Annotated in this window: 16 protein-coding genes; 1 reads left to right on the top strand and 15 read right to left on the bottom strand. The window is 39.4% G+C overall.

Annotation, left to right across the window (positions count from 1 at the left end; genetic code table 11):
* Positions 1-16: 16 nt before the first annotated feature.
* From QF042_RS09175 to QF042_RS09105, 15 genes are all read right to left on the bottom strand, one after another.
* A complete protein-coding gene (locus QF042_RS09175; protein ID WP_307527498.1) occupies positions 17-850 on the bottom strand; it encodes a hypothetical protein in 834 nt (277 codons plus the stop codon).
* Between the two features lie 57 nt (positions 851-907).
* Positions 908-1,900 carry a hypothetical protein gene (locus tag QF042_RS09170; RefSeq protein WP_307527496.1) on the bottom strand — a complete coding sequence of 331 codons (993 nt, stop codon included), beginning with the start codon at positions 1,898-1,900 and terminating at the stop codon, positions 908-910.
* A complete protein-coding gene (locus QF042_RS09165) occupies positions 1,900-2,979 on the bottom strand; it encodes a hypothetical protein (RefSeq protein WP_307527494.1) in 1,080 nt (359 codons plus the stop codon). The genes QF042_RS09170 and QF042_RS09165 overlap by 1 nt, the downstream gene beginning before the upstream one ends.
* A gap of 2 nt (positions 2,980-2,981) precedes the next feature.
* Positions 2,982-3,983 (bottom strand): hypothetical protein, encoded by a 1,002-nt coding sequence (locus tag QF042_RS09160; RefSeq protein WP_307527492.1) that lies wholly within the window; start codon positions 3,981-3,983, stop codon positions 2,982-2,984.
* Complete coding sequence (locus QF042_RS09155; RefSeq protein WP_307527490.1) at positions 3,980-4,894, bottom strand: tail fiber protein; 915 nt, start codon at positions 4,892-4,894, stop codon at positions 3,980-3,982. Before QF042_RS09155 ends, QF042_RS09160 begins: the two co-directional genes overlap by 4 nt.
* Positions 4,895-4,962: 68 nt before the next feature.
* Entirely contained in the window at positions 4,963-5,346 is a 384-nt protein-coding gene (locus QF042_RS09150; RefSeq protein ID WP_307527488.1) for a hypothetical protein, read from the bottom strand.
* A 7-nt stretch (positions 5,347-5,353) separates the two neighbouring features.
* Positions 5,354-6,307, bottom strand: a complete 954-nt coding sequence (locus QF042_RS09145; protein ID WP_307527486.1) for a hypothetical protein — start codon at positions 6,305-6,307, stop codon at positions 5,354-5,356.
* A gap of 2 nt (positions 6,308-6,309) precedes the next feature.
* A complete protein-coding gene (locus tag QF042_RS09140; RefSeq protein ID WP_307527484.1) occupies positions 6,310-6,933 on the bottom strand; it encodes a toxin-antitoxin system YwqK family antitoxin in 624 nt (207 codons plus the stop codon).
* On the bottom strand, positions 6,934-7,419 hold the full coding sequence (locus QF042_RS09135; protein ID WP_307527483.1) for a hypothetical protein: 486 nt from the start codon (positions 7,417-7,419) through the stop codon (positions 6,934-6,936).
* Positions 7,420-7,421: 2 nt separating this feature from the next.
* The gene (locus QF042_RS09130) at positions 7,422-8,366 is read right to left on the bottom strand and encodes a hypothetical protein (RefSeq protein ID WP_307527481.1); all 945 of its coding nucleotides are present in this window, start codon (positions 8,364-8,366) and stop codon (positions 7,422-7,424) included.
* Positions 8,367-8,368: 2 nt separating this feature from the next.
* The gene (locus tag QF042_RS09125) at positions 8,369-9,208 is read right to left on the bottom strand and encodes a LytTR family DNA-binding domain-containing protein (RefSeq protein ID WP_307527478.1); all 840 of its coding nucleotides are present in this window, start codon (positions 9,206-9,208) and stop codon (positions 8,369-8,371) included.
* Between the two features lie 887 nt (positions 9,209-10,095).
* Positions 10,096-11,355: a DUF2264 domain-containing protein gene (locus QF042_RS09120; RefSeq protein WP_307527477.1), complete on the bottom strand. Its 1,260-nt coding sequence runs from the start codon at positions 11,353-11,355 to the stop codon at positions 10,096-10,098.
* Between the two features lie 8 nt (positions 11,356-11,363).
* The gene (locus QF042_RS09115) at positions 11,364-11,945 is read right to left on the bottom strand and encodes a glycoside hydrolase family 88 protein (RefSeq protein ID WP_307527475.1); all 582 of its coding nucleotides are present in this window, start codon (positions 11,943-11,945) and stop codon (positions 11,364-11,366) included.
* Entirely contained in the window at positions 11,932-12,561 is a 630-nt protein-coding gene (locus tag QF042_RS09110) for a glycoside hydrolase family 88 protein (RefSeq protein WP_307527473.1), read from the bottom strand. The genes QF042_RS09115 and QF042_RS09110 overlap by 14 nt, the downstream gene beginning before the upstream one ends.
* A gap of 437 nt (positions 12,562-12,998) precedes the next feature.
* Positions 12,999-13,886 (bottom strand): LysR family transcriptional regulator, encoded by an 888-nt coding sequence (locus QF042_RS09105; protein WP_307527471.1) that lies wholly within the window; start codon positions 13,884-13,886, stop codon positions 12,999-13,001.
* A 92-nt stretch (positions 13,887-13,978) separates the two neighbouring features.
* On the opposite strand from QF042_RS09105, the gene QF042_RS09100 reads away from it, so the two are divergent.
* Positions 13,979-14,701 (top strand): class I SAM-dependent methyltransferase, encoded by a 723-nt coding sequence (locus tag QF042_RS09100; protein ID WP_307527469.1) that lies wholly within the window; start codon positions 13,979-13,981, stop codon positions 14,699-14,701.
* Positions 14,702-14,773: the final 72 nt, after the last annotated feature.

Below are 14,773 nucleotides of genomic sequence, written 5' to 3'. Positions count from 1 at the left end.
AGATCAAAGCCTAACACTATTTGTGCTTTACTTTGAGTTTCCGATTTTCACGTTCCAATGCGCCAACTTTTTTATCCAGGCTGATCAGATGCAGGGTAAGCTCCTCTATCTTTTTTTGCTGCATTTTTACCATTTCGCCCAATTCCAGGCCATTGGCTTCAATCTCTTTGGCTGTAGGCATATCGGGTAAGTGTTTATTGGCTGTGATATAACTTTCCAACTCTTTCAAAGTTCCAATAGGGTAAGCATCGTCAAATACATAGTCGGGCCAATTCAGCGCGTCAACCCTTACCTCTTTAGTACGCATTTTTCCGTTTACTGATAACTTGTAATTGCCATCAGGACTGGCCATATTGATGGCCATATTCCCATCATAATCACTTGTTAGTATAGGTTTGATATTTAAAGGAGTAATTTCAACAAGACCAGCAGGAAGTGACTCGGTAACTGTATTCACAATTAACCGGGTAGCATCACCACCAAGCATACAGGATTTTACAGCCATTGCTATCCAATTACTGGTGATCAGATAAAAATCGATATTCCCATTTGCATTGTTGTATGCATGAAGCGAATACCGATCGGATAAGCCTCCATTGGTAAATTTAGTTATCCTCAACTCATTGCGGTTTGAAATATAAAAAACGGTTTCACCTGTAGAATAGGATTCCCATGCACCTCCCAGGATTTCCACCTTCATTTTTTGGAAATTGGAACCATCGCTGGGAGGTAAAGCGCCTAAAAATACATATAGTTGTTGCGAGGGGCTGGCTACAACTTCTTTACCATATTGAGCCATTAATATAAATGGCTGTAATAAAAATAAAATTAAAAGGAGTTTCTTCATCATTGAGATACGTTTGATTTAAATGGTAGTGGCTGCAATTTTTCTAAATGATATACCTGCTTATTTCTTCTCTTTTAGCATTTTGATATAGGCATCCTGCTCCTCCACTTTTTTACTTAAGTTAATCAGGTACAGGGTGAGTTCTTCTATCTTTTTCTGCTGCAGCTTAAACATTTCACTAACCGCTAATCCGTTTGTTTCAATTTCCGCAGCAGAAGGCATTTCGGGCAGGTGTTTATTTGTTTTAATGTAGCTCTCCAAGCCTTTTAATGTTCCAATGTTATATCCTTCTTCAAAAACATAATCGGGCCAGTTGGTAGCTTCAACTTTGATTTCTCGAGCGCGGATGTTCCCGTTTACGGAGAGTTTTTCTCTAGGGCTTAGCGTCCCCATTCCAATATTTCCAACTCCATCAATCACAATATCATCTCCATAAAACCACTGTTGGCCATTTCCATACTTATCAAACATTCTACGTGTACCCAAAATCATTTTACCTGTAGCATTACTATTACCACCATTCCCCGCAACGGTGATAATCCTTCCCTGTCCCCACGGATTATCGCCTGCAGTACCAGCTGGAATTACAAACTCAATCTGTGCCCCTTTATCCTCAAATCTGCCACCGGTATTTGCCCGGATAAGTAAGTTGCCAGCAAAATCACTTGCATTTCCTTGGTTGAGGACATTTCCGTCGCCAGTTGTCGTCAGATGATTTAATACGACTTTCCCCTCACTTTCCGTGACAATCTTTAGCCAGGGTTGGCTGGGATTGTTATTGGTTTTTCTAAAATATAGCTGCTGATCGTAGAAGCCCCCTGCAAACTGCATGGCATAGTTATTTGCAGGGTTGCTATGACGAACATCTAATAAATGCCACCAGCCGCCTGCTCCAGCCGGATAATTTACCGGGTTAACTGTATCGAAAAAACCCGAAACAGCTCCGGCATCTCCCTGGAGACCAGCATTGTCTCTGGTTTGGGCCTGTGCAACAGAGGCCAGAGAAAAAATGCAAATAAATGTGAGAACCGATAATTTGATGATCTTTTTCATTATTTCAATTTCTTTAAAATTTCTTTAAGGATTTTATCTTGTTGAATAAGTTTTGCCTTGAGCTTTGTTACTTCTCCGTCCTGTGCAGTAAGTTGTTTGTCTTTCTCGATCAGATGCAAGGTCAGTTCTTCTATCTTTTTCTGTTGCAGCTTAAACATTTCACTAACCGCTAGCCCATTGGTTTCAACTCCCGCAGCAGAAGGCATCTCTGGTAGACGTTTATTTGTTTTAATGTAGCTTTCCAATCCTTTTAATGTTCCAATATTATAGCCTTCTTCAAAAACATAATCTGGCCAGTTGGTGGCTTCTACTTTCACCTCTCGTGCCCTGATATTACCGTTGACAGAAAGTTTTTCGCGGGGCGTAGCCGTTCCAATACCTACATTACCCATTGCGGTAAGATCAGCATCAATATATAGCTTGGAAAAATAGGAATTGGGTCCGCCTCCATAAGCCAGCGGACTTCGTGAAGAGTTAGCTCCAGCACTTTCCAGATACAGTATATTCGAACCATCAGCCGCCAGTCTGAATTGTGGTCCCCCACTACCATGCCTATGAAAAACAAGCGTAGGCGATAAATTCGTAACCGTTCCCTGATTATTCACAATCTCGATACTGTTTGTTGTGAGGGCAGCATTGGTCCAGGAATATCCACCTATACTTGCATTTCCATAACTGAACCATGCCTGACCATCTGTTCTACTCGTCCCACCTACATCAAAATTATATTGTGGAACCCTTCCTATTCCTACCTTTCCATCGTTTTCCATCACCACTTTTTGCCAGGGTTGACCCGCATTATTACTCGTTTTTCTGAAATAAAGATTCTGATCAAAAAAACTGCCTGCAAATTGCATGGCAAAATTATTTACTGAATTACTATGACGAACATCTAACAAATGCCACCAGCTGCTAGCTCCAGCAGGATAGTTAACAGGATTTATTGTTTCAAAAAAACCTGATACAGCCCCTGCATCTCCCTGGAGACCAGCATTATCCCTGGTTTGGGTCTGTGCCATAGTCACGAGCGGAACAATATAGAATAATATGAGTGCGAATAATTTGATGGTATTTTTCATTATTATTTCAATTTCTTTAAAATTTCTTGAAGGACTTTATCTTGTTGAGCTAGTTTTGTCTCGAGCTTTGTTACTTGTCTGCCTTGTACGTTAAGTTGTTTATCTTTTTCGATCAGATGCAGGGTCAACTCTTCCACTTTTTGCAACAGTTTAATATTAAGTTCCCCTAAGTTTACGCCGTTTTCTACCATTTGCTTAGCCGTTGGAATTTCAGGCAAATGTTTGTTGGTTTTAACAAATTTTTCCAGATCGCTTAAATCTGGAAGTTTAAAAGTAGGTTCAAATACAAAATCGGCACCTGCATGAGTAGAAACTTTAATCTCCCGGGCGCCAATGTTACCAGCTACGGTTAGCTTATCCTGTGGGTTAGTTGTACCGATGCCTACATTTCCATTTGCGAGTGCTTTTATGGCAATTGATGCCCCATTTTCTGAATCCCTTATATTTCCAACATAAAGCTCCCATTCATTGGTCATGGGCAAAAACTTATTTACTGTCAAATCGTTTCCTGTCACACTCAATGGCGTAAATGTGTCGTTAAAATTTATTGATCTTATTTTGATATAAACTGTAAGCGGAGCATCCACAGATCCATAAGTATTGATAGCCCGCACCCTAAGCCTGGGATTGCCTTGCTGGGTATTACAATCAATTGTAAAGTTTTGCTGTAGGTCTACATATTTGTTCCTGTTTGTACATCCGACTTCTCTCCAAATAGCTGGGTTGGCATGAGAGATTGCTGCAATATAGGTAGCAGCGGCAGCTATGCTTCCCCTGGTATAGCTTATTGAAATCTCATAAAAACCTGAAGCGCCAGCTGAAATTGGCTGAACACCCACAAACTCGATATAATCGCCAACGGAGAAACCTGCAGGAAAGGTAACACTAGTCTCGTAATTATCAGCTACTGAATTAGAAACAGAATTCTTAGTCGTTTTTTCAGTAGCCTGAACGCTATTAAAAAAAAACACCATTAGGATTAAGATCAAGCGATAATTTTTCATTTTCTTTTAGATTTGGTTTTTAAGCTATGTTGGTTGGTCAATTTTTTCTCCAATGCTTTAATCGTCTTTTCCTGTGCGATTAAATGAAGCGTAAGTTCTTCCTGGTTTTTAAGGAGTTTTTTTACTAAATCACCCAGTTCTACCCCATTGCTTTCTACTTCTTTTGCACCAGGCATTTCAGGAAGATGTTTATTGATTTTGATATACTTTTCCAGTTCTCCAAGTGAAGCGATCTGATATTTTTTTTCAAAAACATAATCGGGCCAGTTGGCAGCTTCTACTTTGATTTCTCTAGCACGGATTTTGCCGTTTACGGCTAATTTCTCATTAGGTGTACTGGTACCTATACCAACATTACCATTTGCATATATATCTCCATTAACCACCATCCCTGTCGCTAAGTATTGCTGATTTTGGGGCACATAACTATCTGGCGTCGTTTTAAAAGTATGTTCGGGTCCGTTCAATTCTGCAAACGGAAGTGCATTCTGAACACCATCATAAACAGTGTAACCTACAGTCGCTGTAGAATTGATTACGTAGGTAGTACCTCCACCCTTTAACCAAATTATAATTTCTGAATTTGGATTAGCCGCTGTTGCATCCCGCCATCCGGCAATAAATACCTGCGAACTTTTAAGATCTGCACTGATGAAAGCAGAACCATGCCCCCAATTGCTGGTGTGAAACCTGAAAGATGAAATCATGGACCCCCTCCAGCCGGAGTTTAGATGTGTATTGGATCTTCCTATCGATATCTCTGTTTCCTTGTTCACAGACCAATTGACATCTTTGAAAGTAACTGGATAAAACTTATCGATATCACCCCCAACATCAAATGAGGTTGAAGTTTGAGCGGTTGCTAATATATCTTGTGAAATAAGTAGTAAGAAAAAAAATAGTTTTTTCATGTTTTAAGTTAGTTGCGTTATTTTTCTCTTGGTGTCCTTGCTGGAGCGTTGAGACATTTTATTAAGTCCTATGAGTTGAAGGGTAAGCCAATGGTAATAAATTCATCACCTGTGATATGGAACTTGCTCACGGGTTGACTGGTTCCTAAACCCAGGTTTCCATTCCCCATCAGATTAAAGACTTCCTGATTGCCGTTAATCGCCACTCTTAATGATCCATCGTGAAAAAGGCTGAAATATCCCCCTAGATAAGTGCCACCTGTAAAATCATTATCATAGTTCAGTACCAGTGCATTCCCTCCCCCATGAACAATGGCCCTACCTCCGGTTCCTCGTGGTGGAAAAACAAGATTGACATCCGCCGCACCATTAAAACTAAAATCAGGTGTTTGGGCAAATGTTGTAATTGATATTAAAATGATTAGAAGTGCTGAGAGTGTAATTTTTTTCATTCGTTGTTTATTTTATTTTGCTTTTAATGGCATCCAGTTCTTTTTTCAATTCGATGATATAAAGCGTAAGTTCTTCTATTTTCTTCTGCTGCAAGCTTAACATCTCGCTCACCGCAATTCCCTGCTTAGTCAAAGTTTGTGCTGAAGGAATTCCAGGCAGATGACCATTAGCCTTAATGTTTTTTTCAACTTCTGTAAGTGAAGGAAGCTCATATGCCGTTTCAAAAACATAATCGGGCCAGTTGGCAGCTTCTACTTTGATTTCTTTGGCCCTGATCACACCATTAACAGCCAACCGCTCAGCCGGATTGGTTATTCCGATCCCCACGTTCCCTAAAGGTGTACCATCTGTTTTGGTTGCCAGCACAATAGCTCCATTCATTGATTTAAGTACATCCAGGTCACCACCGTCGGCATTGTTCCCAACACCAAAAGGATACTGGTAAACTCCTCTAAGCGCCCAGTTTTTCGCACCTGTAATACCCGAGTATCCTAAAGAAACAATTCCCATTACATTTTTGTCGGGGAAGTTGGCCTGATCTAAAATAACTTTGAAATTGCCATTTATCACGAGCCGTTCACTTGGTGTTGCGGTGCCTATTCCAACATTGCCCGTTCCCATTAAGGTTAAAACAGTTTTTGCGCCATTTTTATATGCACCAATGTTAATAAGAGGATTGACTGGATCGCTAAGATAGTTGAGATGAAATTCATCATCAGATCCGTTAACGCCGTCAGAATATGCACCTTTAAATAAAATGGTACCGATATCACCACTAAGACTCGGTGCAAGCCTTAGTACTGCTCTACGTCCCTCAATCTGTTGTACAGTTCCACCAAACCAAACAGTCGGATTTAAAGTGCCAATTCCTACATTTCCAGATGTAGGAAAGGTATTCTGCGCCATAAGCGTATTCCCTGCAAATAAAAGGATGACAATAATGATATCTTTTAGTTTCATATTTAAATAGTTTTAGGTTTCTTATCTTTTTTTGTAAAAATGGACTTTAACCAGCGGGTAATCTTAACCGCTTTGCCTGGTTTATAAGCCACAACCTTTCCCCTTTTGTACCTGGTTACCTGGATACTGTCTGTACCGATACGCTTTTCGAGCTTTCCATTTAATTGACCATCCCTGTAACTTCCCCTTTCCAGCAAAACACCTTCCTGATCATATTTTTCAAACTTGCCATTTGGTTTTCCTGACGAATAGTTCACTATCGAATCCAATACGCCATCTTCTCCCCAGCTCTTCCATTTTCCAGACTTCAATCCCATCTCAAAAAGCCCCTGGGTTTTAAGGCCTTTGGTATCATAAAATTCATTGTAAATACCATTAAGCAGTTTACCACTGTAGCCTCCTTGAGTATAGCGGATCTGATTGCCACTAAACCAGGCATATTTCCGGTCAGATTTGATGTTACCAGACCCCGTTTCCGGACGCTGTACATAGAACACAGCCTTGTAATGGTCATAATTAATGGTATGGTTATAGTTATCTGCATCAAAATATGATTTAATGCGTTGTGCATCTGCCTGTAAAAACAGCAGGCACAATTGAAGCACTGTGATATAAATAATTCTCATTTATTTTATTGATAAATATTTTACAGCATCCTGGTATTCAACTTTTATCGAGTCGCCAATCCGCTTTATAAACTTCAAGCCATTCGCCCTTTCCCCTTCGCTCAACATCACTTCTTTACCATTTACACTGATAATGGCTACATTCCTTTTTTCGATCCGGTTATAGATTTGCCCACTATAAATAATCCCTGACCAATTTACCTTTGGCTTTATTGGAGTAGCCATTGGCACAAAAGCCTGAACGGAAGACACCGGAACATTCACTGGCTCTGAACCTCCTGAAGCAAAGGGATCACTGTAACCCATTTCAAGTACCACCGCATCTTTTGCATGATCAATCATATTAAAATAAGGTTCACGAGTTGTACGGGTACTAACCTCTGCAGCATCCTCTGTTGCCATGCCAGTAAAGACCCTGTAAAAAATTATGCCCCATACCCCTGCAACACAGCAGATCAGCAGATAGGTCATTTTTTTGCTTTTCATGGCTATTGGATAATAAAAGTTCTGATCTCACTATAGGCTCCTGCATTTCCAGCTTTGTCAAAAGCCCTTATCCGCCAGGCAATTGTTTCGCCAACATCTCCTGCATCGAAAACATGTTCTGTAGAAGTTACAGTTTGAGGATAACTCTTATTATAAGCAGTCTGCTCATCACTTTTATAAACGGAGACCTCATATCGTTCTGCATCGGCAATCCTGTTCCACACCAACCTTACCGGCCTCGACACCGTTTGTTTGTTCAACGGAGTACTTAAGGTCACCCGCTCTGGTCCGGTTGCATCATAGCTAAGGGTTCTTACAGCACTCCATTTCGAATTCTCAGTTGCGTTTTCTGCCCGCACCCGGTATTGGTAAGTTCCTTCCTGGGTAAGGGTCTGCAAAAAGCCTAAATTACTCGTAGTGATGTTCAGTGTCATGTTCTTTTCATCCAGAAAATTATTGTTATCCACCTGCAGGCGATAAACGGAGGCACCAAAAAGCTTAAGCCACTCATACCTGATCTCGGGTTTTGAAAAATAGAGGCCACTTGAAGGAACCGTAAGCTGGACACTCTGCTCGGTAAGACTCGATGGAAAAATTTCAAGCGACCGGGTACTGTAACTGCTCGCACTGCTGCCATTCTCTCCCCTAATGCGCCATTCGTATTTGCCTGGATCCATGGTGTACACAAATTTTTCGGTCTTGATCAAGGTATCCAAAATCAGTTTACTTACACTATCAAATTTGGGCGACACTACCTGTAACCTGTAAAAAAGTGCATCCGACAGGGGGTTCCACCAGAAAGTTTGCTGATAACTATTGGTCTCTAATCTGTTCGCGGGAGCCAGAACATCTATCTTTCGATTTTCTATGGAAGGTTCTATAAACTCGCTACATCCTGCCAGCAATAGCAAAATACTCCCCATTAGAACGCTAATATTCTTCTTCATATTTATAACAGTATATTAAATTCGCCTACTACCTGTATCTTTAACAGTAATGCCCCAAAGGTAATCAACGCCGAGGCTAACCTGGAATAAGAAAAGATCTGGATTTCAGATTTTTTTCTGATCATTTTCTGAGCCTTCTTTTCAAAAAATGCCTTACGGTAAGTGTTTCCTATCAATAATTTATTGCTTTCATCACCACTAAGTATTACCATGTTCCCTTCTATTGAAGTAATTTTTTCATCATTAATAATAAAGGATTTGTGTATCCTGCTAAAACAACTGGCTGGTAAACTATCTTCCATTTCTTTCATAGAGTTGTGGCAGGAGAAACGTTGATCATTTTCCATATAAAGTACCACATAATTCTGCATAGCCTGTATATAGATCAGCTGATCGCATTTGATCAGGAATTCTTTTAGGCCTTTAGAATCTGCTTTGATAAAAAAAGAATCTACCACTTGTTGCTTCTTTGATATGTTTACAGATTGGGCCAGCTGTGTAAGGTGATCGAATTTATTAATGCTTTTTACAAAACGGTTAAAAGTAATTGGCCTGATGAGGTAATCAAATGCTGCATGTTCGAAGGCTTCGAATGCCATTTCCGTATTCTCTGATACCAAAACAATTGAAGAAAACTGTTTGATCCGCTCCAACCAGCTATTGCTACCACTTAAAAATGCAACATCAACGAAAACGATCCCTGGTCTGATCGAATATACCGCATCAAAACTTTCTGGTCGCTGCACAGCATACCCCTTTAATTGAGTAAGCGGGTAGTCGTTTATGTACACACATAAAGATTCTACGGTATGCAGTTCGCCGATTACGTAACAGCTAATCATAATGCATTAGGTCTAAAATATAATATTACTCTGCCCGTTACCAGACATTGAAAATTTATTGTTGATTACAGCAGAAACCGACTGGTTTGTTTTATGAATCTTGAGATGGGATAATACCTGCAAGGCAGAATACATGGAGAGAAGCATTAACAATAGACGGGTACATATTTGCTATTTAAACATGTCTAATATCCTCAAAAAAAAATAATTTGCAAAGAAACAGTAAACAAAAAAACAAATAATGCGTTACCTAATTGTATTTAAAGAAATGCAATTAAAAATCTAGTTGATCAAGAAAAATAAACAATCACAATCAATTCAAATTGTAATGTTACATTTACAATAATTATCTAAAAAATTAGCAACAGATTCTTAATAGCGATTATGAGCACACTGATTCTCTTTTTTCATCATCATCAACAAGCACATCCCGAATTAGGATAAATTTCAATGGTATTTGAGGTGCTGTACAAGCGTCTGTTAGATGCAAACTTTCTTCGCAAGATTGAATTTATACTTCTAAAGCAAATATAATCTGTACTTATCTTAGACTCCTTTTGATTAAAATAATCTTTTATTATAACCCCGACTGGGGTTATAATAATGTAGCGGATTGATTTTAAGCTATTTAAACAAATACGTTAATGATAGAGATCAGTTTTTTAAAAACATTGGAGTGGAGATGAAATACTGTGAGGTTTCATCATCCTGACCACAGCGGAGAAAAGAGACTGTCTCATAATATAGATTGTCATCCTGAGCCTGTCGAAGGACTAAATTAAATGGCCCCGGCTAAGCGTTTCAATTACTTGTCAGATTTCATCTTGAAGCTCAACGTAACAATTCGAATCGAATTTAACTTTTGATACGTCCCTTTTTTATCAAGATCAAAAATCTACATGATAATCTTTTGCGAAGGGTTTTGCTGCCCAGGCTTTTTTCGATGTCCATTCTGCCGAAGGTGCGGCCCAAAATTCGTCGGTAGCTGGTAAACCCAGCGGAAGGAATGATAAGGTAGCCATATACAAACTGCCTGTGGAAGTATAATAATCTGCTATTTCCAGATCATGACCGCAAAAACCCAGCTGTAACCATCCTTTTGCATCAAAAGTTCCAGGTATGCCATACATATTCTGTTTAACTTTAGTTAAGGCAGAACGTACCTGGGCTGGTTGAATAGTAGCTGGTAACTTACGCATGAGGGCAATTTGGCTCAATGCCTGAAAAGCGCCGGTTCTGTAGGTAATTGAACGCCCAATTGGTGGATAGGTTCCTTCAGGAGAGATCATGCGCTCTTGCCCTACTACATAACGCTGCATCCTTTTTACAGCAAGATCATATCGGTCTTTTTTGATTAGGTTTTTATCCAGCATCACGGCAAGTGTATCCACCATCATCGGGTGAATTACAAAAGAGTTGTAATAATCAAAAGCCATGTTAACGCCATCGCCATACCAACCATCTCCTTTATACCATGCGTTTAATGTATCTACGCCTTCATTTAGGCGGCCTTCATCGTACGATTCACCAATCGACAATAAAAAGGCTTCGGTAATGGAACCAAATAACAACCAGTTATTTTTAAAGGGTTTTCTGTTTCTTAATGATTTAAACGAAACGATAATTTCGCGCTTTGTTTCAGGCTTTAACGGCTCCCATAAAGCTTTAGGTGCTCTTAAAAAGGTTTGCGCGAGGTAGGCTGAATCTACAATCGGCTGATAATCTTTGGTAAAATTTAATTTATCAGGACTATTTGCTGCAAAACAGCTATCTAATCCCTGAATGGCTTGTAATTTCAGTTTGTTTCTTAAAACACCTTCCGTTGTGGTATCATCAGGTAACGAAAGCCAGGGCGCAATGCCGGCATAGGTACGGCCAACGGCTTCTAAATACGATACGGCAGGTGTTCTGGAATCGAATTTCGGCGCCGTAACTACTGGCATATTTTTAATCAATGTTCCATTAGCTAAATTGGAAACCACAGGGCTGGCAATTTTATACAGCAGTTTATACCAATATTCTCTGTCGTTTTTCGATTGAGTGCTTGTGTTCCTATTAATTTTTGCAGCAGATAAAACTTCATTAGGATTAAACAGCCCAAATACTCCGGTTAATGACAAGGCCCCTATAAATTTTCTTCTTTCCATATTGTGTGTTATAAATACCAGTTTTTATAGCGCATTAACGCTTCGAGATAGTAATAATCGGCGTAGCTAAGCGGAACGTCGACTTCTGATTTCAGGGGTAAAGCTCCAGTACTGTGCATGAGCAAAAAACCACCATTTTCACCCAGCTCTGCACAATACGCATCAGATGAAAGTGAAATGATCATTCTTTTTGCTTCGCTTACATATAATTTTCGCTCACTTTTTGTTGCATACTGCCCTAATTCCAATAAACCAGAGGCAATAACCGCAGCAGCGGAAGCATCGCGATAAGTATCTGGAATGTTCGGCGCGTTAAAATCCCAATATGGAACCTGATCGGCAGGCATATTTGGATGGTTGATGATAAATTTGGCGATGTTCTTTGCCTGGTTGAGATACCGTTTGTTTTTGGTAAAGCGGTACATCATGGTATAACCATATAATCCCCAGCCCTGGCCACGGCTCCAGGCCGATTCGTCAGATGCTCCCTGAGCCGTACCTCTTTTAAGTACTTTCCCCGTGGTCATATCGTAATCTACTACATGGTAAGAGCTATAGTTTGATCTGAAATGGTTTTTAAAGCGAAGCATCGGCATGATTGATGGCAATTTCCTTGTATTTCGGATCGCCACCATGAGCTGATACCCATGCCAGTAACTCCAGATTCATCATATTATCAATAATAACAGGGCCTTTCCACTGTTTACTACTATTCCACGATTGGATTACTTTAGCAGCCGGACGGTAGCGTGTGGCAAGCGAAGCTGCGGCAGTATCGATAGTTGGTTTATATAAAGCATTACCTGTAATGCGGTAGGCATTGCCAAAACTACAGAACATCATAAAACCTAAATCATGGTTTCCGGTATAATGTTTCTCCTTATCTAGTATAGCCAGGCGTTTTTCTGCCTCTTTTAAAGTGCCAGAATCCCTGGTATATTCGTAAATATAAAGTAGAGAGCCGGGATAAAAACCACTGCACCACCATTTGGTATCGCTCGTTTCCAACTTATTATTTTTAGAATAATAGGTTTTTGGCATGCGATCAGCGGGGGTGTTTTTAGCTAATAATTGATATTGTTTCTGAGCAAGTGCAAACTGCTTGTCGAGCAGGTTTTTCATTGCTTTTTTTTCATCAGCTGCCTCTTGTGAATGAGCAATTACCGCTGTAGCCAGAAAACATATGGCGAACAATAATTTCTTCATAGGTTAGGTAAACTTGTATAATTCATTTTGTATTAAGCCTTAACATAGGCTTTTGATGTTGGTTGCGACAAATTTGTGCTTTTACAAGCTTAAAAAAGTTGAAAATTGGAAATGATAGGGTAGAAAATCAGAAATCAACTACCTTTTTAGGGCATATTTACATCAATTCATTTCTACTGCCCTTTTGTATACATTAAACCTTTCTTTTGAAGTCGTAAAAAGAGACTGACACCAACAGTGGAAAACACAGGAGTTACCCAATTTGAAAAAGAGGCTGTATCATATATATAGAATTGTCATCCTGAGCCTGTCGAAGGACCTGTTTAAATGCCCCGTAAAGCGTTTCGACTACTTGTCCCGATTCTTCGGGAAGCTCAACGTGACAAGTTCGAATGGAATCACAACTTATGATACAACCTCTTTTGGCCTTGAATTAATCAATTCATTTTTAACTGGGTATAGTGTTTAATAAACCAGGTTAATGCGGGGTTTTTATTCGATTCTTTATAAGCTAATACCACCTCTGTATTAACAGGAATGGCATCAAATTCAATAAAAGATACTTTTAACTGTGCATATTGCTTTTTTAACGATAGTGGCAAAATAGATATACCCAAGCCTGCTTCTACCAATTGTAATATGGAGTGTACATTGTTAGCCTCGTGGGTAATGTCTGGACTAAAGCCCATTCTCTGGCAAATCTCCATAAGTTTCTGGTTATACTGAGGTGCAAAATCTTTATTAAAGAAGATAAACGGACTCTTCTTTAAAAAATCCGCAAGCTCTTTATTGGTATCAATTTTTTGATCTGTTAAAGGAATAACCACCACAAAGGGATCAAAAAACAATGATTCTACTTTCAATTTTTCAGATAAAACCGGGGCTCTTAAAATCCCCACATCTAAGCCGCCATGTTCCAGTTCTTTAATTTGGGCAAGTGTAGGCACTTCGAACAAACTCGTTTTCAGATAAGGAAATTCCTGATGCATCAATTTTAAAATTTCTGCGAGATGAGATTGGTAAACCGAACTGATATAGCCAATCTTTAATTCGCCGCTAACACCTTCATGAATTTTACGGACAACTTCTTTACTTTCTTCCAGCTTGGCAAACATGGCATCTACTTCAGCTTTAAAATATTTGCCGGCATTTGTTAACTCAACCCGCTTATTACTCCGAACAAACAGTTGTACGCCGAGTTCTTCTTCCAGTTCTTTAATCTGTCTGCTCAAAGGAGGCTGCGAGATAAAAAGTTTTGCTGCAGCTTTAGTAAAATGAAGTTCTTCTGCAACAGTTTTAAAATATAACAAATGTCTGAGTTCCATATTTATAATACCTGATAAGTATCGTTTTATGCTAAAATTGATATTTTACAAATATGATTAACAGCGCTAACTTTACAAAAAAAATTAAAGCAATGAATAAAGATTATGCGCATAAAGCAACAAATGAAGAAATCAAAACAAGGTTTGATAACGATGTAGAACGTTTCTCGAACTTAGAAAGCGGTCAACAAACTACCATCGATGCGCCACTTACCATGGAGCTTTGCACCGGAGCGGCCAGTTACATCAATCCAAATGCGAAAGAACTGTTGGATATTGGATGTGGTGCGGGTAATTACACATTAAAAATGCTCAGCAAAATCCCAAACCTTAACTGTACACTTAACGACTTAAGTTTACCGATGCTGGAACGCGCAAGGGATAGGGTATCGGCACAAACTACCGGAACAGTGACTGCTATACAGGATGATATGCGCAACCTTAATTTACCCGATAATCATTTCGACATTATACTTGCTGCTGCAACATTTCATCACTTGCGTACTGATGCCGATTGGGAACTTGTTTTTACTAAAGTTTACCGGGCTTTAAAACCCGGAGGCAGTATCTGGATTTCAGACCTCATTGCACATGATTCAGTTTTGATTGATCATCTTTTTCAAGATCAATACGGAGCCTACCTGGAAACACTTGGTGGTGCGGCATATAAGCAAAAGGTATTTGATTATATTGAATATGAAGATACCCCTCGTTCTTTAAACTATCAGCTGGCTTTATTGCAAAAAGTTGGCTTTAGCGTTACCGAGATCCTGCATAAAAACTCTTATTTTGCAGCGTTTGGTGCGATAAAGTAAAACAATTATGCCAGGCGATATTGCAACTATTACCTGGCATAATCCTTAAGCTTAAATGAATAGCGTGAATGA

This window comes from Pedobacter sp. W3I1 (assembly GCF_030816015.1).
In the GTDB taxonomy this organism is placed as follows: Bacteria; Bacteroidota; Bacteroidia; order Sphingobacteriales; family Sphingobacteriaceae; genus Pedobacter.
Note: the sequence above shows the minus strand (reverse complement) of the source record. Positions and strands in the feature narration are given on the sequence as shown.